Genomic DNA, 20,938 nt, shown 5'->3' with positions numbered 1-20,938 from the left:
ATCAGCCATACTTCTCCAAGCCGCTGGACGCGGCAAAGGGGAATCATCCATGAATGTCCAATGCTCCGCAGCTTTGGCAGCCCTGCTATCGATGGCACCCGCTGCGCATGCGATCACCGCCTCTGACCCACCCCACGAATCCCGTCAGGCTGCGACCGCGACTGCGGACGCCGATATTGCGCGGATCGAATCTCTCGGCCGGTCATTGTTCGAACATGATCTTGCCGCCGAACGCGCAACCGACGTACTCGTAGCGAAGGGAATGCGCAAGGATGACCGCGTTGCTGGATGGGTCACCGAACAACGCGACAACCGCTATGTCGTCAGTATCCTTGGAGGTGACAGTAGCGTGCTGTATCGGGTAGTCACCGACGACAAGGGAACGCTTGCCGGTCCTGTACAGACCCTGTCGCCACCCGAGCCACTATCGCCTTATGAGGCCGGCGCGGCAGCTGCGCGTGCACTGGCATTGAGCAGCAAGTTTCAAGCGTGCTCGAAGAACTACAACACGGTCGTGCTACCGAACGTGGACGGCACGGCAAATGCCTGGAGTGTCTACCTGCTTCCCGGCACATTCGATCCTGCAGCGGTGCCTCTGGGGGGAAGCCATCGCGTGGAAATCGCGGATGAAAAGATCACTTCCAGCCGGCCTTACACCCTCTCCTGCATCACGCTGCAGCGTCCACCGCGGAAGGGTGCCATGATGGTGACCCACCTACTCGATCCAACGCCGACCGAGGTCCACGTTTACTGGAGTCTCTGGGCACGCGCGCCACTGTTCGTGAGTACGGCCAAGGACGTGATCTGGAAGATTGAGAACGGACATATCAGCAAAGTCGTGGACTGACATCCGGTCACACCATGGACGCCCATGGTGTGACCGGCACCACAACGCTTACCGCGCAGCAGCTCAGGCTGCGCGACGCGGCACAACCGAAGCTGCGTCGCCTTCCACCTTGAACACCGACACCGACGTGGTCAGTGCATGCGCCTGTTCTTCCAGCGCGCGACTGGCCGCGGTGGCTTCTTCCACCAGCGCAGCGTTCTGCTGGGTCACCTGGTCCATCTGCACCACCACCTGGTTGACCTGCTCGATGCCGGCGGCCTGCTCCTTGCTCGCCGCAGCGATGTCGCTCATCAGCTGGGTCGTGCGCGAACTTGCCTGCGCCACGCGCGCGATCGCCGCTTCCGATTCAACGGTCACCGCCAGGCCACTCTTCACCTTCGCAGCGGCGTCTTCGATCAGTTCCTTGATCTCCTTGGCGGCAACACCGGCACGCTGTGCGAGCGTGCGCACTTCGCTGGCGACCACGGCGAAACCACGGCCCTGCTCACCTGCACGCGCAGCTTCCACTGCAGCATTCAGCGCCAGGATGTTGGTCTGGAACGCGATGCCGTCGATCACCGTGGAGATTTCCGAGATGCGTGCCGAGGACTGGTCGATCTCACCCATGACCGACGCCATCTGTGCCATCGCCTGTTCGGTCTCGCGTACGGCGGCACCGGCGGCATGCGCTTCACTGTCGGCCTGACGCGCCAGCTCGGCGTTCTGGCGCACGGTGGAAGTCAGCTCCTCCATCGATGCGGCGGCTTCTTCCAGATTGGCCGCCTGCTGCTCGGTACGGCGCGACAGGTCGTTGTTGCCGGCGGCCAGTTCCTGCGCCGCGTTGTTGATGCTGTCGGCAGCCACCTGGATGCCACGCACGATGCCGGTCAGCTGTGCCGTGGTGGTGTTGGCGTCGTCGCGCATACGGGCGAACACGCCGTCGTACTCGCCGTCCATGCGTGCGGTCAGGTCGCCGTGCGAGATCGCGCGCAGCACGTCGGAGACATCGGCGATGCTGGCCTGTGAACTGGCCATCATGCCGTTGAGGTGCTCGACCATCGCCTTGAACTGGAACTGGAATGCAGCGGCGTCGCCACGCATGCTGAAATCACCGGCGCGCGCGGCGCGGGCCAGTTCATCGATCTGCGCGTTGATTGCCATCAGGCTCTGCTTCACTGCCGCCAGGGTGCGGGTCAGCGTGCCCTTCTCGCCCGGGTAATCCGGCAGGTCACGGCTGAGGTCGCCGATGGCGTAGCGCTGCATCACCTCGGCCATCAGCAGCTCCACCTGCACGTGCGATTCGACCAGGCTGTTGGTGGCCTGCACCATGCGGCCGAAGTCGCCGGGGAACGCCGTGACGTCCATGCGATAGCGGATCGCGCCGGCCTCATGCTGCTCTGCCATCTGCAGCTGTGCGCCGATCGCCGCCTGCACACTCTGTCGTACACTGGCCATGGCTTCGCCCAGCTGGGTCAGTTCATCGCGGCCACCAAGACGAAACTCCTGGTCCAACTGTCCCTTGGACAGGCGTTCGGCCAGGTTCACGGCGCGGGCCAGCGGGCCGGTCAGGCTGCGGCCGATCATCACCGAGGCACCGATGCCCACCAGCAGCGCGACACCGCCCAGCACCAGCAGCTGCAGCAGACTGCGCTCACCCAGACGAATCGCCTCGGCGGCGGCATCACGGCTTTCCTTCTCTTCGAAGTCCACGCCATCGGACAGCGCCTTGTTCCAGCCATTGGCCGCTTCCTGCACCGGCCCCAGGGTCAGCGCCACGGCGCCCGGGTAGTCGCCCTGCTCCATCAGTTCGCTGGTCTGCTTGTTGAGCGGGCGCGCAATGGCACGCTTGGCCGCGATGGTTTCGGCAATGGCCTTGCCGTCGGCGTCGCTGGGCAGCGCCTGGTAGGCGGTCCAGCTGGCCTCGTAGCGCTTCACCAGATCGGCGATGCGCTGCTCGTCGTGGCCGCGGTCTTCGCCCTGGCGGATCAGCATCTCGCGGCGCACCACCATCATCTGGTTGTTGGCATCGAGCATCTGCGACAGCAGGCGCACCTTGGCCACGCTGACGTCGACCACCTGCTGCATCGCGCGCTTCTGCACGACACTGGCGGTGGCGCCGGTGGCCACCACGGCGGCGACCAGCAGCAGCAACAGGCCAAAGCCCAGCCCAAGACGCCAGGCAACCCTGACATTCCTCAAGTAGTTCATCGGTACATCCAAAACGGGGGGATGCGCCCCTATCGGCCGCTGCCGGGCGTGGCTTGATGGCGACCATGCCATCCGGCCGGGTACGGTTCAGAGAGGTGATGGCACGGCGGTCACGGCACCCGGCTCTGCCAGCGCCGCAGGGTGAAGGTGAACACCGCCAGCGCAGCGCCCGGAATCAGCAGGAACAACGCCGCCACCTTCCAGAAGAAGAACGGCCACAGCCACACGTAGTCCAGGTCAGTCAGCTTCAGCACGTCCATCGGTGGCAGCAGTTCCACCGAGGCCACGCGCCCCGCCAGCGCGGGCTCGACCTCCAGAACGGTCACCCGCAGCCACGAACGCCCGCGCGGCAGCGCATCCCCCCGGCCATAGCCGAAGTACGAGGCGGCAAATCCACCAGGCTCAACCGATTCCAGCGCGCGGGTAATGCCGGAGCCCGGCACGCCCGAACGCGTTTCGGCGCGGAAGTCAGTTTGATCTGTCGGGGTTTCCGCGCGCAGGCGCACCTCAGGGTCGATCGCCGTGGCAGTACCGTCATCCGCGTAACGCAGGCGCAGCCGCAATTGGTCATCAATGAAGCGGTAGACCGTGACCTCGGCCGTCGCACCCGGGCTCAGCACCAGAGGCAGCACCTGCGTGCGTGAGGCCATGTAGTTGGCGATCGCGCCCAGCACCAGCACCGCGCAGGCAAGCGCCCACAGGCTCCACAGCACCCACAGGGTGATCCGCACCACCGTTACGCCCTTCACGCTGACATCCGGGTCATCACGTCACTTCCCTGCTGGCCGTGCCGACACAGTAACGAAAAAGCCCCGCTTTCGCGGGGCTCTTCCTGTCACCTACGCCGGGCAGCGCCCGGCGCTACCTCAGGCGAACGGATCCTGCAGGACCATGGTGTGGTCGCGGTCCGGGCCGGTGGAGACGATGCTGATCGGGCAACCGGCCAGCTCTTCCAGCGAACGCAGGTAGGCACGTGCGGCCGGCGGCAGCTCGTCCCAGTTGGTGATGCCGTGGGTGTTCTCGCTCCAGCCCGGGAACTCCAGGTACACCGGGGTGCAGTCTTCCCAGCCCTGCGCGTCCAGCGGCGCGTATTCGGTGCGCTTGCCGTTGTATTCGTACGCAATGCAGACCTTCAGCTTTTCCATGCCATCCAGCACGTCCAGCTTGGTGATGCACAGGCCGCTGATGCCGTTGATGGCCACGGCACGCTTCAGCGCGACAATGTCCATCCAGCCGCAACGACGCGGACGGCCGGTCGAGGCACCGTACTCGGCACCGCGGTCACGGATGCCCTGGCCGACTTCGTCGTCCAGCTCGGTCGGGAACGGGCCGCCGCCGACGCGGGTGGCGTAGGCCTTGGCGATGCCCAGCACGTAGTCGATCGAATCGGCGCCGACGCCGGAACCGGCCAGCGCACCACCAACAGTGGTGTTGGAGCTGGTGACGTAAGGGTAGGTGCCGTGGTCGATGTCCAGCAGCGCACCCTGCGCGCCTTCGAACAGCACCCGCTTACCCTGCTTGCGCAGGTCGTGCAGGATGCCGGCCACGTCGGACTTCATCGGCTGCACGTATTCGCCGAAGGCCAGCGCTTCGTCGAAGGTCTTCTGGAAATCGACCGCATCGGTGTTCAGATACTTGGTCAGCACGAAGTTGTGGTAATCCAGCGCAGTGCGCAGGAGTTCTTCCAGCTGCTTCGGGTAATGCAGGTCGGCGATGCGGATACCACGACGTGCCACCTTGTCTTCGTAGGCCGGGCCGATGCCACGGCCGGTGGTGCCGATCGCCTTGCCGCCGGCAGCGCGCTCGCGCGCCTGGTCCAGGGCGATGTGGTACGGCATGATCAGCGGCGCGGCCGGGGAGATCTTCAGGCGCGAACGCACTTCCACGCCGGAGGCTTCCAGCTCGGCGATTTCCTTCTGCAGCGCGGCCGGCGAGATCACCACGCCGTTGCCGATCAGGCACAGCGCATCGTCACGCAGGATGCCCGACGGGATCAGGTGCAGGACGGTCTTCTTACCGTTGATGACCAGGGTGTGGCCGGCATTGTGGCCGCCCTGGAAGCGCACGACGGCGCCGATTTCCTCAGTGAGCAGATCGACGATCTTGCCCTTGCCTTCATCGCCCCACTGGGCACCCAACACTACGACAGACTGACCCATGACGGGCTCCTCGATTTGTTGCGGCCATCGGGGCCGCGGACGGTTGAACCGTGGCGGGGCTGGCCAGCACCTGGAAGGCGGCTCCAAACGGGGAGCAGCCGGCGATGGAAGGCCCAGACACGGAAAAAGCCGAACGGGGAGGCCCGTCCGGCTTTTGTGCATTATCCGGGTTTCCGGGGTCGGGTGCCACCTTTCCGACGGACGGCTTCACCGGCCGGTCAGGCGCCCCGCCCGGTCGTGCCGGCCGCTGGCCGGCAATGCCAACCAAGGTTGGCATCTACCAGAGCCGCGCCACGCATGTACCGGCCGGTCAGGCACGACCCTTTCAATGCCGGGCCCACCACAGCAGGCTCAGGCCGGCCAGCAGCACCAGCCCGCCGAAGCTGCGCAGGGCCGGGCTGGGCAGGTCCAGCAGGCGCTCGGCCATGCGCTTCCAGGCGAACGGGGCGACGAACAGGAACAGGCCTTCCAGCACCGCCACCAGGCAGACGGCGGCGAACAGATCTTTCATGGGGGACTCCGGAAAAAGCACGGGGCCCGGCATCTGGCCGGGCCCCGTGGGGTACTGCCCTGCGACCTCAGCGGTCGTTCTTCAGGTACTGCAGGAACGGGTCGTTCTTGTCGAGCACGATCACGCCGTTGCCGTCGCTCATGGAGCCACGGTAGGCCTCCAGGCTGCGGTAGAACGCATAGAACGACGGGTCGGCCGAGCCGGCCTTGCCGTAGATGCGCGCCGCATCGGCATCGCCTTCACCGCGCAGGCGCTGTGCATCACGCTCGGCTTCGGCGATCAGCACGGTGCTGTCACGGTCAGCCTGGGCGCGGATGGTCAGCGACTGCTCCTCGCCCTCCGCACGCAGCTTGGCCGCTTCCTGCTTGCGCTGCGCACGCATGCGCTCGTACACGTCATTGATCACCTGACTGTCGGTCGGCAGGTCCACCTGCTTGATGCGCAGGTCGATCATCTGCATGCCGAGGCCGGCCACCGCTTCGTTGATCCCCTTCAGCTGCTCGGCGATCAGCTCGCTGCGGTCGCCGGACACCAGCTGCTGCAGGGTGCGCGAGTTGATCTGGTTGCGCAGCGAGTCGGTGATGATCGGCGCCAGGCGGGCATTGGCGATACGCGGATCGCCGCCGGTGGCACGGAAGTAGTCACCCACGTTGGAGATGTAGCCGATGGCGAAGAAGTCGACGCTGACGTCCTTCTGCTCGGCGGTGAAGTAACGCGCCGGGGCGGTGTCGAGCACCTGGAAGCGGCGGTCGAAGACCTTCACCGTTTCCACCACCGGCACCTTGAAGTGCAGGCCCGGCTTGATGTCCGAACGCACCACCTTGCCCAGGTTCAGCACCATGGCGGTCTGGTCCTCGCGGACCACGTACACCGAGCCAAGCAGGCCCAGCACCACCGCCACGATCACGGCGATCCAGATAGGACTCTTCATCGGCTGCCCTCCTCACGGCCGCTCGGTCGCCCGGTCGGGCGGCCCACCGGCCGGCCCGGATCACGGGAAGCTTCCGCCGCTGCACCCGGCAGCGACGGCATCACCACCTCAGGATTGGTCACTCCCGGCGGCGCCGAGGTGGTGGGACGGGTATCGCCGGTCATCGGCACGTAGATCAGCTGGCGGCCATCGCCACCGATCACCTTGCGGTTCTCGCTCAGCACCTGCTGCACGGTCTCCAGCCACAGGCGCTTGCGGGTCACTTCCGGGGCGTCCTTGTACTGGGCCTGCAACAGGCTGAAGCGCTGCGCGTCACCCTCGGCCTTGGAGACCACGGCCTGCTTGTAGCCTTCGGCGGTGGTACGGGCGCGCGAGGCCTGGCCTCGGGCTTCCGGCACGACCTTGGCGGCGTAGGCCTGGGCTTCGTTGATCAGGCGTTCCTTGACCTGCTGGGCACCGTTGACCTCGTCGAAGGCCGGCTTCACTTCTTCCGGCGGACGGGCGTCCTGCAGGGTCAGGCCGGTCACGGTCAGGCCGGTCTTGAACGCCTTCAGCAGTGCCTGCAGGCGCTCCTCGGCGGCCACGGCCAGCGGGCCACGGTTGTTCAGCACCGCGTTGAGGTCGGCACGGCCGACTTCCTCGCGCACCGCGCTCTGCGCCGACTGCTCCAGCACCTGGTTGGCATCGACCGTGCCGAACAGGTACTGCTGCGGGTCGTCGATGCGGTACTGGACGTTCAGCGAGACGTTGACGATGTTCTCGTCGCGGGTCAGCACCGGCACCTGGATCGAGAAGGTCTTGATCTCGGTGGCATTGACCTTGGTGACCGATTCGATCGGCCACGGCAGCTTGAAGTTCGGGCCGGGCTGCAGGATGCGCGAGAACTGGCCGAAGCGCAGCACCACGCCACGCTGCTGTTCGCCGATCAGCTGGAAGCTGGAGAACAGCACCAGCAACACGACAGCCGCCACCACCCAACGCATGATGCCGCCGTCGAACAGGTCCTTCAGCGGCCCGGGCAGTCCGCCCCAGCCACCACCATTGCCACCGCCGCGCGACCCGAACGGCCCGCGTCGATTGTCCTCGGGGCCTTGTCCGCCCTTGTTGCCGCCGGGTGTATTCCAGGCCATGCACGCTCCATCAAGATTTGGGCTGCGGCGCGGGCCCTTCCCGCACCACCAGCCGTGAAACCATCACCGATCATACAAGATGGGGCGGATCGGCAGGATCGAAAGGGGGGCAACGGGGTAAGGTGGCGTTTTCCTCGAAGTCAGGCAACGCCGATGGCCCCCACCACCCCGTTCACCGCCTTCCGCATCGAAAACGACGACGCCGGCTACCGCAGCGGCCTGGCCCAGCTCAATGTCGACGACCTCAACCCCGGCCAGGTACTGATCCGCGCCCACTGGTCTTCGGTCAACTACAAGGACGCGCTGGCGGGCACCGGCAAGGGCAGGATCCTGCGCCGCTTCCCGCTGGTCGGCGGAATCGATGTGGCCGGCACCGTGGTGGCATCCACCGACCCGGCCTGGCGTGAAGGCGATGCGGTACTGGCCACCGGCTGCGGCCTCAGCGAAACCCGCGACGGCGGCTACAGCCAGTATGTGCGGCTGGAATCGAGCGCGGTGATCGCGCTGCCGGCCGGGCTGAGTGCCCGCGAGGCAATGGTGCTGGGCACCGCCGGCTTCACGGCGGCGCTGGCGCTGCTGCGCCTGCAGGACAACCGGCAGACATCGGAGCTCGGCCCACTGGCGGTCACCGGCGCCAGCGGTGGTGTGGGCGCGCTGGCGCTGTCGATCTTCAGCCGCGCCGGCTACACGGTGCACGCGGTCAGCGGCAAACCCGAACAGACCGGTTTCCTGCACGACATCGGCGCCAGCGAAGTACTGCCGCGCGAGGCACTGTCCGACACCGGCCCACTGCAGTCGGCCCGCTTCGGCGGGGGCCTCGACAATGCCGGAGGCGACATGCTTGCCAGCCTGCTGGCACAGACGGTGCCCTACGGCAGCGTGGTCAGTGCCGGTCTGGCCGCCAGTCCGACGCTGGATATGACGGTGATGCCGTTCATCCTGCGCGGCGTGTCACTGCTGGGCGTGTCCTCGGCCAATGCACCGCGCGGGCTGCGCGAAGAAGTGTGGACGCGGCTGGGCAGTGACTGGAAGCCGCAGCAGCTGGACCGCATCTGCACCGCCGAAGTCGGCCTTGATGGCCTTCCTGCCGTATTCGAACGGATGCTGGTGGGTGGTTCGCTGGGCCGTACCGTGGTGCGGATCGACTGAACGTCGCAGGCAGGCGACGGACGGCAGATGCGCCCCTCCCGCCAGTAATGTGCCCGCACTACACTGCGGGCATTACATGGGGAACAACATGGCACGCATTCTGATCGTCGACGACTCACCGTCGCAGCTGTTGGGGATACAGCGCATCGTCGAGAAGCTCGGGCACCAGATCCTGACCGCCACCGATGGCGCCGCCGGGGTCGAAACCGCCAAGGCCGAGCTGCCCGACCTGGTCCTGATGGACGTGGTGATGCCCAACCTCAATGGCTTCCAGGCCACCCGTACCCTCGCCCGCGACGAGGCGACCCGGCATATTCCGGTGATCCTGGTGACCACCAAGGACCAGGACACCGACCGCATGTGGGGCATGCGCCAGGGCGCCAAGGCCTACATCACCAAGCCGTTCTCGGAAGACGAACTGTCCGAGGTGCTGGAACGGGTGTTCGCCGGGCAGGGCTGAGACACGCGCGGTAGTGCCGGCCGCTGGCCGGCAACCACGCATCACCGTCCCGGGCAATGAAGTTGCCGGCCAGCGGCCGGCACTACCTTCAAATGGTCTCGCCGAAGGCCTTGGCCAGGTTCCGGTAGGCCTTCTTCTGCGCCTCGTCGGTCGCGGCCGGGGCCACGATCTCGATCTCGACGATCTGGTCGCCCTCCGGATTGCCCGGCAGGCCACGGCCACGCAGGCGCAGCTTGCGGCCGGCATCGGAATCGGCCGGGATCTTCAGCTCCACTGCTCCGCCCAGGGTCGGCACGCTGATGCTGGTGCCCAGCGCGGCCTGCCACGGCGTGACGGGCAGCGTGTAGAGGATGTTGCGGCCGTCGACCTCGAACTGCGGGTGGGCGGCGTACTCCACTTCCAGCAGCAGGTTGCCGCCCTGGTTGCCCTGCCCGGCCAGTCGGATCACCTGGCCTGGGCGGATGCCCTTGGGCACGCGCACGTCCAGCTGCTTGCCGTTGACGGTGATGCGCAGGCTGTCGCCGCTGTAGGCCGCTTCCAGCGGAACCGACAGCTTGGCGCGGGTGTCGCGGTTGGGCGCGTGGCCCTGGCTGCTGAAGCCCGGCCCCGGACCGGCTCCACCACCGCGCTGGCGCGCGAACAGGCTCTCGAAGAAGTCGCTGAAGCCGCCATTGGGGCCGCCACCGCCGAACACTTCCTCGAAATTGAAGCCGCCGGCGCCGCCGTAGTTCGGCGGTACGTTGAACTCCTCGCCCGGGCGATAGCCCTGCGCGCGCAGCTGGTCATACGCCGCCCGCTTTTCGGGGTCGCGCAGCGCCTCGTAGGCCTCGTTGACCGCCTTGAACTTGTCTTCCGCCCCGGCCTCCTTGCTGACGTCCGGGTGGTACTTGCGTGCCAGCCGGCGGTAGGCGGTCTTGATCTCCGCCTCGCCCGCGCTCGGTTCCACCCCCAGGGTGGCGTAGTAATCCTTGAATTCCATCCAGCTACCTCGATCTGCTTCGGCCGCGCCGGTGGCGCCGCCCCGGGTTCATTCTACGCGCCGGCGATGCTACGCCGCCCCTCGTGCGGCCCCGGTGAGGCCGACTGATCCTGCGCAATGCGGCTGCCATCCCCATGCGCCACGCTGTGGCTGGAAGCCCCTGCCACAAAGCCTGAAGATGGGGCCTGCACACCGGGTTTCCAATGTCTTGACGCCCCTGTCCCATCCGGCCCACTAGCCTGCCCCAGCAAGGAGTTCCCCATGACCATCCATGTCGGCGACCGCATTCCGGAAGTGACCCTCAAGCGCATCCGCGAGGGCATCGAAACGCTCGATACGCACTCGCTGTTCGACGCACGCAAGGTGGTGCTGTTCGCCGTGCCCGGCGCGTTCACCCCGACCTGCTCGGCGCGCCACCTGCCCGGCTACGTCGAGAAGTTCCAGGCATTCCGCCAGCGCGGCATCGACGTCTACTGCATGGCCGTCAACGACCCGTTCGTGATGAAGGCCTGGGCCGCCGACCAGAGCGTGCCGGACGGCCTGCTGATGCTCTCCGACGGCAATGCCGAACTGACCCGCGCGCTCGGCCTGGAGCTCGACGCCAGCGCCTCGGGCATGGGCATCCGCTCACGCCGCTTCGCCCTGTACGTGGTGGATGGCGTGGTACGCGCGGCCTGGATCGAACAGCCCGGCCAGTTCGAGGTGTCTTCGGCCGAGTACGTGCTGGACCACCTGCCCACCTGATCTTCCACCGCAGAGGAAACGGCCAGCCATGTCCAGCAAGCCAGCCAAAGCTCCCAGATCTGCCGCCAAGGTACCCGGCATCAGCGATCGCAAGACGCTGCGCGAGCGTGCACGACGCAACATCGAGGACGGTGCGATCACCGACAGCTACAGCGCCGACCGCAAGGTGGTGATCAAGCTGCTCAACGATGCGTTGGCCACCGAGTACGTATGCGTGCTGCGCTACTACCGGCACTATTTCATGGCCAAGGGCATGCTGGCCGACGCGGTGAAAGCCGAATTCCTCGAACATGCACAGCAGGAACAGGCGCACGCCGGCAAGCTGGCCGAGCGCATCGTCCAGCTCGGCGGCGAGCCGGACTTCAACCCCGATACGCTGACCGCGCGTTCGCATGCCGAATACAAGGAAGGCAGCGACCTGCGCGACATGGTCCGTGAGAACCTGGTCGCCGAACGCATCGCCATCGACAGCTACCGCGAGATGATCAACTTCATCGGCGACCGCGATACCACCACCAAGCGCATCCTCGAAGAAATCCTCGCGCAGGAAGAGGAGCACGCCGACGAATTCGCCGACCTGCTGGATGGGTGGATCGGGGAATAGCGGCCCAACGCTCTCTGTAGAGTCGAGCCATGCTCGACTGGGGAAAAGCAGTCGAGCATGGCTCGACTCTACAAGGGCCCGGTACCTACCGCAGGACATTTACCGGAGAACGTTGAACCGCACCTGCGTCCACGCGCCGTCGGTCGCCAGCGCGGTCAGGGTGTGTGCGCCCGGCTCGGCGAATTCGCGCTGCATCAACTGCGCGCCGTGGGTCTGTGCGATCCAGCGTCCATCCAGCAACCAGTCCACCGCCTGTTCGCTGCCCAGCGCGCGCAGCTGCAGGCGCACGCCATGTTCGGCATTGGGTGCACGCGCCAGCGTGGCGCCGTCGTTGAGCCCGTCCACATGCAGCGCCACACTGGCTTCGCGCCCATCGTCGCGGCAGTCTGGCGACAACGCCGGCAACTGCGAGGCAGCGCGCGTGGCCTTGGGCAACCACGGCGACAACAACGCCGGCCAGCGCGCGATCTCGCGCGCTACTTCCTCATGTGGATTGCGGCAATCGGCCGATACACGCAGACCGGTGTGCGCATCAGCCAGGTAACGCTGCCGGCCCGGTTGCCAGCGCCGCGCCTCGCGCTCGGGGAAGGTCGGTGGTGCCGCGCCGTCCAGCAGATAGGCCGACATCCGCCGCTGGCACAGTGCCGTCGGCAGGCCTTCGGCGCGTTCACCGGTCGGCCAGCAGATGTCTTCCTGGCTGACACTGGCCGGCATCGGTGCAGCAGCCGAATCGCCGCGCTGGCGCGGCAGGCTGTCCACCACTTCGAACATCAGCGGCAGCGCGGTCACCGCGCCGTACTGGCCCGGTAGCGGTGTGCCGTCCGGCCGGCCCACCCACACGCCCACGGTGTAGTGGCGCGTGCTGCCGATTGCCCACGCATCGCGGTACCCGTAACTGGTGCCGGTCTTCCACGCCACGCGCGGGCGTCCACCGACATCGAAGGTGCCGACGCTGTAGCCCGGGCGAGGGTTCGATTCCAGCATCTCGCGCACGATCCAGCTGGCGCCCGGCGAGGCCAGGCGCCGCTCGATCATCGGTTCGTCATCGGTGTAGCGCACGCGCCCGGCGATGCCGTTGCGGTTGAGCGCTGCGAACGCACCCACCAGATCTTCCAGCCGCGCACCGGTGCCGCCCAGGATCAGCGACAGGTTGGGCGTGCTGCCCGGCGGGAAGCGCAGCTGGATGCCGGAGTGCGACAGGCGTGCGGCGAAGCGCGCCGGACCGACCCGCTGCAGCAGGTCCACCGAGGGCACGTTGAGCGACAGCCGCAATGCGCTGGAGGCACCAATCGGCCCATTGAAGGCCATGTCGAAGTTGCCGGGCCGGTAGCTGCCGAAACTCTGCGGCGCATCGACCAGCAGGCTTTCCGAATGGATCAGGCCATCGTCCAGCGCCATCGCATACAGGAACGGCTTGAGCGTGGAGCCCGGCGAGCGCCATGCCTGCACCATGTCGACGTGACCGAGGCGCTGGCGGTCACCGAAGGACAACGTGCCGACATAGGCGCGCGCCTGCAGGGTCTGGTTGTCGACCACCAGCAACGCCGCCGAGGTGCGCTCGGGCAGCGTCGAGAAATAGCTGGCCACGCGTTCTTCCAGCGTGCGCTGCAGGCCGATGTCGATGCTGCTCTGGATGCGCGCCTGGCCTGGATGCGCCGAATGCAGGCGCTGCGCCAGCAGCGCGGCATGCAACGGCGGCCGCAGCGAGCGCGCGACCACGTTCTCGATGCGCGCGTCCTCCACCTCGTCCGCTGTCCACGCGCCCAGCTCGGCCATGCGTGACAGCACCTTGTCGCGCGCCTTCTGTGCCGCTTCCGGGTGGCGGTCCGGGCGCAGCCGGCTCGGCGCCTGCGGCAGCACCGCCAGCAGCGCGGCCTCGGCATGCGACAGTTGCGCCGCCGGCTTGCCCAGATAGGCCCAGCTGGCGGCTTCCACGCCTTCAATGGTGCCGCCGTACGGCGCGCGCTCCAGATACAGGGCCAGGATCTGCGGCTTGCTCAGATGCACTTCCAGCTGTACCGCGCGCAGCATCTGCTTGAGCTTTCCCCAGGGCGTGCGCGTATGCGGGTCGAGGATGCGCGCGACCTGCATGGTCAGGGTCGAGCCACCGGACACGATGCGACCGCCGCGCAGCAGCTGGCCGCTGGCACGCAGGATCGCCAGCGGATTGATGCCCGGATGGCGCCAGAACCAGCGGTCTTCGTAGGTCAGCAGCGCCTGCAGGTACAGCGGCGAGACGCTGTCGATCGATGCCGGATAGCGCCACACGCCCTCGGCGTCGGCGAACGCACGCAGCGGTGTGCCGTCTGCAGCCACCACCAGGGTGCTGGTATCGCGCTGCTTCGGCAGCGGCGGCGGGAAGGCGAAATCCAGCACCAGCAGCAGTGCCAACAGACCCGCCGTGCCCCAGCGCAGCCACGGCCACAGCGGCCGCAGCCCGCGGCGCAGGGCCGCCAGCCGGGTCGTCATCGTGTTCTTCATTGCGGGTTGCCAGCAGGACGGGCCGCGCCGTCGCGGCCCGTCCGCGCGGTCACGGCTGTACCACCGTGATCGTGGTCGGGTTGCTGCGGCCGACGCCGCGCAGCTGCGGCCGGTACATGTCCTCCACCAGCGGCGGCGGCACCGAGTAGGTACCCGGGGTCACCGCACGCACCAGATAGAACACGTTGGCCTTGCTGCCACGCGAGAGCTTCAGCGCGGCCACATAGCGGTCGTCGCGGAACTCCTCATGCTTGGTGTCGGCGGCTTCACCGCGGTCGCTGATGGTGATGCCATCAACCACCACATCGGCCCACTGCTTGGCGTCGCCCAGATTGAAGTTCTCGATCTCCAGGCCGGCCGGCAACAGGTCGGTCAGCAATGCATCGGGCATCGTGGTGTCGGCGGTAACGGTGACCCGCACGATCAGGGCTTCGCCCTCCTTCAGCGGACGCGGCGACCACGGTTTGCCATCGGTGCCGTAGTAGCTGCGCTCGACGCCCAGCACGCTGTTATCCGGTGCCGGCGCGCTGCGCGGGATACCGGCCACGTCGATGCTGGCGAACATCGGCGGCTGCCCCTGCGGAGTGAAGCGCACGCCGCTGGCCAGCTCGCTGGCGCTGAAGTTGCGGCCGAACAGCTTGCGCTCGCCGATCGCTTCGGTCGTGCCGCCGATCACCAGTTCACCGGCCACCAGCGCCTTCTGGTTGGCGGCCAGTGCCTTGCCAAGGCGGGCAATCGCTACCTGTTCCTGCGTGCTCAGCCACATCCAGCCGGCATTGCGGCGCGCATCCAGGCCACGGCCGAGGTCAACCGCACGTGCATCCCAGGCTGGCTTGGCCAGCTTGTTTTCGTGGGTCAGCGCGATCATCAGCGCGTCATCACGGATCGCACTGCCGTAGTCGCCGAAGTACGACGGGCGTTCGCTGCTGGACTTGGCGAAGGCGGCGGCCAATGCCGCCTGGCCACGCTTGGCATCGCCCTGCAGCGACAGCGCCACGCCCAGATGGACCAGCGACAGGCCGCCGACCGCCTTGCTGCGCTCGTTGTCATACAGCGTGCGCAGCGTCCCCAGCGGAGCGCGGTTGACCCGGGCCAGCACGTAGCCCGAATAGGCCTGGTTGGCGAACTTCAGCTTCTCGCGGTCGTCCTGGCCGTAGAACTGGTTGCCGCCGGACAGCAGATCCTCGCTGAGACGGTTGAGCGCCTTCTGCAGCACGTTGTCGGGCACCGCGAAACCGGCGTCCTTCGCGTCGAGCAGGAACTCGGTGATGTACGGGGTCAGCCACGGGTTCACGTAGCCGTCGTCACCCCACATCGAGAAGTTGCCATTGGCCACCTGCATCGACGCCAGGCGGCCAAACGCACCTTCCATGCGCTCGCGACGGGTCTTGGCATCCAGCCCGTCGGCACCGAGCATTGACGACGTCGCCTGGTCCAGGATCAACGCAGCGTAGCCCTTGCTGGTGGTCTGCTCGGCACAGCCATACGGGTAGTTCAGCGCGCCCTGCAGTGCACTGGCGAACGGAATCGGCGGCAGCGGACTGACCAGCAGGCGAGCATTCACCGACTCGGACATCAGGCCATCGGTCAGGCTGTTGTCGAGGCTGACCGCGGCCAGCGGATCCAGCGTACGCACCTGCGAACGCAATACCTGCGGCCACGCCGCACGCACCGGCAGGTCGTAGCGGCGATCGGCCTTGAAGCCGTTGCCGTCCGCCCGCACCCGCACCTTGGCCACGCTGTGGCCCTCGCGCGCCGACAGCGGGAAGCTCAGCGTGGTCTTGGCATCGGCATTCAACTGCACGCTGCGGCTGCCCTCGCCCAGGTTCAACGGGCCTTCGCTTTCCACCTTCACGGTGAACTGGCCCGGCTTGCCGGTGAAGTTCTGCACGTCCAGGGTCACCGTGCTGCGGTCGCCCGGGGCGAGTACGCGTGGCATGCTGGCTTCGGCCAGGATCGGCGCGCGCACGATGGTTTCCACATCGCGCTTGCCGTACTGGTCATCGCTGTAGACCAACGCCGACACGCGCAGGGTACCGTTGAAGTCCGGCACCTTCAGGCGGATCCGGGCGATGCCCTTGGCGTCGAGCTGCACCGGGCCGGAGAACAGGTCCACGGTCTGCACGCGCGCGGTCGGGCGCTTGGCCTGCGGCAACGCCTGCAGCGCCATGTCGCCACCGAACTTCAGCTTGCCGGCACCGCCATCAAAGCTCTCGATCACCCGGCTGTAGATGTCGTAGGCATCGATGCCGAGGCGACGCTGGGCGAAGAAGTGCGCACCGGCATCGGGCACCGGGAAGCGGGTGATGTTGAGGATGCCCACGTCCACCGCCGAGACGGTGACGTGCGCCATCTTGCCGGCCAGCTGCGGTGCGCTGACCGTCACCGGCAGGTCCTGCTCCGGGCGCATCTGCTTGGGCGCAGCCAGGCCGACGGCCACGGTGCGGCCCTTGCGGTCCATCGGCACGTGCACCACGCCCACGGCACGGGCCGGGGTGATCTTGCTCGGCGCACTGCCGCCACGGAACACCAGCGCGGTGATATAGACGTCGTGGCGTTCCCAGTCGGCGGTGACCGGAATCTTGAAGGTCGAACCCGGCTTGGCCTCGATGTCCTGCACGTACAGCATGCGGTCGGTCTCGACCATCAGGATGCCCTTGCCGGCATGCGGCGGGGTCACCGTCACTTCCAGGGTGTCACCGGCCTTGTAGCCGGTCTTGTCCAGGCCCAGCTTGACCTTGTCCGGGCGCGCGTCCAGGCCGCGGTTGTCGTCGCCCCAGCTCCAGCCGGCGCGGAACGGGTAGCGGCTGGTCAGGCCGGTGGACGGATCGAACACGTCCACCCGGTACTCACCCCACTCCACCGGGAAGTCGAAGGCGACCGCGCTGCTGCCGGCATCGACGGTGCGGGTTTCCTTGTTCTCGAAGCGGCGGGTGTAGTCGTAGTCCCAGCGGTTGTCGTTGAAAGTCCAGTGGTAGTCGCGCAGTTCGCGCACCAGGGTGATCTTCAAACCCTTGGCCGGCTGCGGCGCACCGGCGGCATCCACACGCATCAGTTCGAAGCGCGCATTGCCGTTGGAATCGGCGCCGTCCTCGGGGTTGAACAGCGGGCGCACGCCGACCAGCGCATTGGCCGGCCACATCACCCGCTTCAGGGTACGGGTGACCGTGCGGCCACCGGTTTCATACAGGCTGCCGGACAGCACCACGGCGATCGGTGCCTTGGCCTTGGCCGCCTCTTCCGGCAACGCAACGTCCTCACGCAGCTGGCCATTGGCCGGCAGCGTGGTATCGATCACGTCCTTGGCCTCGCGCGGCAGCTGCAGGGTCGGGTCACCGAAGAAATAGCCCGGCAGGCCGTCCACCGGCTTCTGCTCGGCGGCCACCGCCATGCGCGCGGTGAAACGGTTGCCATCGGCCGGCGCGCCATACAGATAGGCGCCATTGGCCTGCAGGCGCAGGTCCTCACCCGGCTTCAGCGTCTTCTGCGCGCTGTCCAGGTCAAGCTTCATGCGCTCGGGCAGGAACTCTTCGATGCGCAGGGTCATGCCCTGGATCGCTTCCTTGCTGGCCGGATCGGTGCGGAACTCGACCTGCCAGCGCCCGGTCGGCGCCTCGGCGGGGATCACCTGCTCGAAGTTGATGTAGCCCTGCTCGCCCGGCTGCAGGCGAGTCTCGCGGAAGGTCTTGCCATCGGGCTGCTTCAGGCGCAGGAACACCGGCTGAGCCTTGACCGGCTTGCCGTCGTTGTCGCGCAGCAGCGCGGACAGGCGCACGGTTTCGCCCGGGCGATACAGGTCGCGCCCGGACCAGGCATAGACGTCGAACCAGGCGTTGTCACGGCCGGCCACGGCGAATTCGCTCAGGTCCAGCGCCGGCTGGTTGAACGGCAGGAAGCTGGTGTCCTTGCCGCTGCTGGCGACCAGCACGTGGGTGGCATCCAGGGTGTAGTTCAGCAGCGCATTGCCATTGCCGTCGGTGCTGCCCTTGAGCACCACCTCGCCCTTGGCATCCAGCACGCGCAGGTCGATGTTCTTCAGCGGCGCACCGTCCTTGAGGCCGGCGGTATGTACGAACAGCTTGTCCTTGTAGGCACGGGTATGCAGGCCGATGTCGCTGACCGAGAAGAACGCGGTGTCAAACTCGCCTTCATAGTCACCGGTGCGCTTGAGCAGGGCGAAGTACAGGCCCGGCTCCTGCAGTTCCTTGATGTCCTGGGTCGGCAGGTAGGTCAGCACCCGCTCGTTCTTCTTGCCCCCCAGGATGAAGCGGTTGACGTAGACCGGCTCGGCCAGCTTGTTGATCGGGCTGCGCTCGTAGTCGCTGCTCAGCTCCCAGCTGCCACGGCGGCCGCCGCGCTGGTACTGGCTGAAGAAGGTCGGCAGGTCCTTCTCGCGCACGCGCAGGAACTCGACGTCGACCTCGGGCACGTTCACCGAGACCACCGGCAGGCCTCGGCTGTCCTTGGCCGGCAGCACGCTGCCCTGTGACGCGAAACCGACCACCGGCTTCAGCTCGCCGCTGAACACCTTCTGCTTCAGTTCCTTGCCCAGGCGGCTGCCATCGGCGGCGAGCAGGTCGGCCGAGACCACCAGGCTGAACTCCTTGCCAGCCTCGACGAACGGGTAACGCAGGGTCAGGCCGTCATCGGACAGCGTCCAGCTGCTGTCGTCGGTGCCGACCTTCTCTTCGAAGCGCACCAGCTTGTCGAAATCCTGGGTGCCGACCAGCGGGCGCGAGAACTCCAGCGCCAGCGACAGGCCGTCATTCTTCTGGTCCGGGTAGGCGCGCAGCAGGGTGAATTCCTTCACCTGCTCGGCCTTGGTGGTGATCGCTTCACCGCTGGTCTTGGGCAGCTGCCCGCTGTCGTTGCGGCAGCCGGCCAGGCCCAGCAACAGGCCTCCTGCCAGTACAGCCGCCGCCCATCCCCACCGCTTCCGCCGTGCCGGACCGCTCATGTCGTCACTCCTTGATCGAGGTGGCCATTATAGGCGGGCTGCGTCAAGGTGTTGACGCGAATTCGGCAATTGCTCCGGGCGCGGGTAGCACCGGCCGCCGGCCGGCGGGATCGGTAGTCGCCAACCGTGGTTGGCGTCGGCCGTGCCAACCAAGGTTGGCACCTACCAAAGCAGGTGCAGCTACGTGCCCGGCAAGCAGGCGCAGCGCCAGATCCGGCGAAGCCCCCTACCCCGGCAGGTACAGATCCACGTAGTCGGTCACCGGCATCGCCGCCAGCGCCACCGGGTCCAGCGAGGCGGCCAGGATGCGCTGCTGCTGGGCGGTCGGGAAACGGTGGGCCAGGTGACGGCGGAACTTGTCCATCAGCAGCGGAATACCCTCTTCGCGGCGACGCGCGTGGCCGAGCGGGTACTCCACCAGCACTTCCGGCAGTTCACTGCCATCGTTGAAGCGCATGCTGAGGCCGTTGGCGATGCTGCGCTTGCCCGGGTCCAGGTAGTCGGCGCTGAGCTGCGGATCCTCGTGGCAGGCCATCTTTGCGCGCAATGCGTCGATGCGCGGATCGGCGGCGACGTCGTCCTCGTAGTCCTCGGCCACCAGCCGCCCATGCAGCAGCGCGATGGCGATCATGTACTGCACGCAGTGGTCGCGGTCCGCCGGGTTGTGCAGCGGCCCCTGCTTGTCGATGATGCGGATGCAGGCGTCCTGGGTCCGGATCGCGATGTGCGCGATGTCCTCGACCCGCCGCCCCATCGTGCGCAACTGCTGGTGCAGCGCGATCGCCGCCTCCACTGCGGTCTGGCCGTGGAACTCGGCCGGGTAGCTGATCTTGAACAGCACGTTCTCCATCACATAGCTGCCCAGCGGTCGCCCCAGCGTCAGCCTCTGGCCATGCATGGACACCGCTTCGAAGCCCCAGGTCGGTGCGCTGAGCACGCTGGGGTAGCCCATCTCGCCGCTGGCCGCCATCAGCGCCAGGCGCACGCCACGGCTGGTCGCGTCGCCGGCCGCCCAGCTCTTGCGCGAGCCGGTGTTGGGCGCATGCCGGTAGGTTCGCAGCGCCTGGCCATCGACCCAGGCCAGCGACAGCGCATTGAGCATGCGTTCGCGATCCAGCCCGAGCAGCTGCGCCACCACAGCGGTGGTGGCGACCTTGACCAGCACCACATGGTCCAGCCCGACCCGATTGAAGGAATTCTGCAGGGCCAGTACACCCTGGATCTCGTGCGCCTTGATCATCGCCAGCAGCACGTCGTGCACGGTCGGCGGCGGGCGGCGCAGGGCCTGCGCGTTGCGACCCAGCCAATCGCAGACGGCAAGGATGCCGCCCAGGTTGTCCGACGGATGGCCCCATTCGGCCGCCAGCCAGGTGTCGTTGAAATCCAGCCAGCGCACCATCGCGCCGAGGTTGAAGGCGGCCTGCACCGGGTCCAGCACGTAGTGCGTACCCGGCACACGCGCACCGTTGACCACGCTGATGCCCGGCACCAGTGGACCGAGCAGCTTGCTGCAGGCCGGGAAAGACAGCGCCTCCAGGCCACAGCCCAGCGTGTCGAGCAGGCAGTGATGCGCGGTCTGGAACGCCAGCGGTGAGTCGATGCGTGCGTCGCGCACGTAATCGACGATGTCCACCAACAGCGCATCCCACGCTGCACGCTCGTTGGAGGGGGTGTGGCTGTCGGACATCGTCGATCTCCTCGTTGCGGTGCACGGTTGCCCGTGCACCATGCCAACCAAGGTTGGCATCTACCAAAGCAATCGGTCTCTGCGGCCCGGTAGTCGCCAACCTTGGTTGGCG

At 67.1% G+C, this 20,938-nt stretch carries 15 protein-coding genes; 5 read left to right on the top strand and 10 right to left on the bottom strand.

All coding sequences use genetic code 11. The annotated features are described in order from the left end of the window. Window positions 1-49: 49 nt before the first annotated feature. Window positions 50-847: a hypothetical protein gene (locus tag D5301_RS11595; protein WP_153855756.1), complete on the top strand. Its 798-nt coding sequence runs from the start codon at window positions 50-52 to the stop codon at window positions 845-847. A gap of 63 nt (window positions 848-910) precedes the next feature. Here D5301_RS11595 and D5301_RS11590 read toward each other — a convergent pair whose 3' ends face one another. The 6 genes from D5301_RS11590 to hflK all read right to left on the bottom strand — a co-directional run bounded on the left by D5301_RS11590 (window position 911) and on the right by hflK (window position 7,765). Further along, window positions 911-3,034 (bottom strand): methyl-accepting chemotaxis protein, encoded by a 2,124-nt coding sequence (locus tag D5301_RS11590; RefSeq protein WP_153855755.1) that lies wholly within the window; start codon window positions 3,032-3,034, stop codon window positions 911-913. Between the two features lie 110 nt (window positions 3,035-3,144). Next, entirely contained in the window at window positions 3,145-3,783 is a 639-nt protein-coding gene (locus D5301_RS11585) for a hypothetical protein (RefSeq protein ID WP_324187311.1), read from the bottom strand. Window positions 3,784-3,900: 117 nt separating this feature from the next. Continuing rightward, on the bottom strand, window positions 3,901-5,193 hold the full coding sequence (locus D5301_RS11580; protein WP_006463282.1) for an adenylosuccinate synthase: 1,293 nt from the start codon (window positions 5,191-5,193) through the stop codon (window positions 3,901-3,903). Window positions 5,194-5,518: 325 nt separating this feature from the next. Further along, entirely contained in the window at window positions 5,519-5,704 is a 186-nt protein-coding gene (locus D5301_RS11575; protein WP_005410640.1) for a DUF2065 family protein, read from the bottom strand. A 67-nt stretch (window positions 5,705-5,771) separates the two neighbouring features. After that, window positions 5,772-6,635 (bottom strand): protease modulator HflC, encoded by an 864-nt coding sequence (locus D5301_RS11570; RefSeq protein WP_088026795.1) that lies wholly within the window; start codon window positions 6,633-6,635, stop codon window positions 5,772-5,774. Then, window positions 6,632-7,765, bottom strand: a complete 1,134-nt coding sequence (gene hflK / locus D5301_RS11565; RefSeq protein ID WP_049401370.1) for an FtsH protease activity modulator HflK — start codon at window positions 7,763-7,765, stop codon at window positions 6,632-6,634. The genes D5301_RS11570 and hflK overlap by 4 nt, the downstream gene beginning before the upstream one ends. Before the next feature lie 153 nt (window positions 7,766-7,918). On the opposite strand from hflK, the gene D5301_RS11560 reads away from it, so the two are divergent. Both D5301_RS11560 and pilH read left to right on the top strand, forming a co-directional pair. Beyond that, window positions 7,919-8,914 (top strand): YhdH/YhfP family quinone oxidoreductase, encoded by a 996-nt coding sequence (locus tag D5301_RS11560; RefSeq protein WP_153855754.1) that lies wholly within the window; start codon window positions 7,919-7,921, stop codon window positions 8,912-8,914. An 88-nt stretch (window positions 8,915-9,002) separates the two neighbouring features. Then, window positions 9,003-9,374, top strand: a complete 372-nt coding sequence (gene pilH / locus D5301_RS11555; protein ID WP_005410644.1) for a twitching motility response regulator PilH — start codon at window positions 9,003-9,005, stop codon at window positions 9,372-9,374. A gap of 88 nt (window positions 9,375-9,462) precedes the next feature. Here pilH and D5301_RS11550 read toward each other — a convergent pair whose 3' ends face one another. Beyond that, window positions 9,463-10,353 (bottom strand): DnaJ C-terminal domain-containing protein, encoded by an 891-nt coding sequence (locus D5301_RS11550; RefSeq protein WP_153855753.1) that lies wholly within the window; start codon window positions 10,351-10,353, stop codon window positions 9,463-9,465. Between the two features lie 261 nt (window positions 10,354-10,614). Between D5301_RS11550 and D5301_RS11545 the strand changes: the two genes are divergently transcribed. Then, window positions 10,615-11,097, top strand: a complete 483-nt coding sequence (locus D5301_RS11545; RefSeq protein WP_110713168.1) for a peroxiredoxin — start codon at window positions 10,615-10,617, stop codon at window positions 11,095-11,097. A 28-nt stretch (window positions 11,098-11,125) separates the two neighbouring features. Continuing rightward, complete coding sequence (locus D5301_RS11540; RefSeq protein ID WP_110713170.1) at window positions 11,126-11,701, top strand: ferritin-like domain-containing protein; 576 nt, start codon at window positions 11,126-11,128, stop codon at window positions 11,699-11,701. Between the two features lie 99 nt (window positions 11,702-11,800). Here the strand turns inward: D5301_RS11540 and pbpC are convergent, their stop codons facing one another. From pbpC to D5301_RS11525, 3 genes are all read right to left on the bottom strand, one after another. Next, window positions 11,801-14,182, bottom strand: coding sequence for a penicillin-binding protein 1C (gene pbpC, locus D5301_RS11535; protein ID WP_153855752.1), 2,382 nt, complete (start codon window positions 14,180-14,182; stop codon window positions 11,801-11,803). Window positions 14,183-14,231: 49 nt separating this feature from the next. Continuing rightward, window positions 14,232-19,139, bottom strand: a complete 4,908-nt coding sequence (locus D5301_RS11530) for an alpha-2-macroglobulin (RefSeq protein ID WP_153855751.1) — start codon at window positions 19,137-19,139, stop codon at window positions 14,232-14,234. Between the two features lie 226 nt (window positions 19,140-19,365). Continuing rightward, entirely contained in the window at window positions 19,366-20,826 is a 1,461-nt protein-coding gene (locus D5301_RS11525; RefSeq protein WP_110713175.1) for a bifunctional 2-methylcitrate dehydratase/aconitate hydratase, read from the bottom strand. Between the last annotated feature and the right edge of the window lie 112 nt (window positions 20,827-20,938).

The sequence above is a fragment of the Stenotrophomonas sp. MH181796 genome (assembly GCF_009659995.1).
Taxonomy (GTDB): domain Bacteria; phylum Pseudomonadota; class Gammaproteobacteria; order Xanthomonadales; family Xanthomonadaceae; genus Stenotrophomonas; species Stenotrophomonas riyadhensis.
Note: the sequence above shows the minus strand (reverse complement) of the source record. Positions and strands in the feature narration are given on the sequence as shown.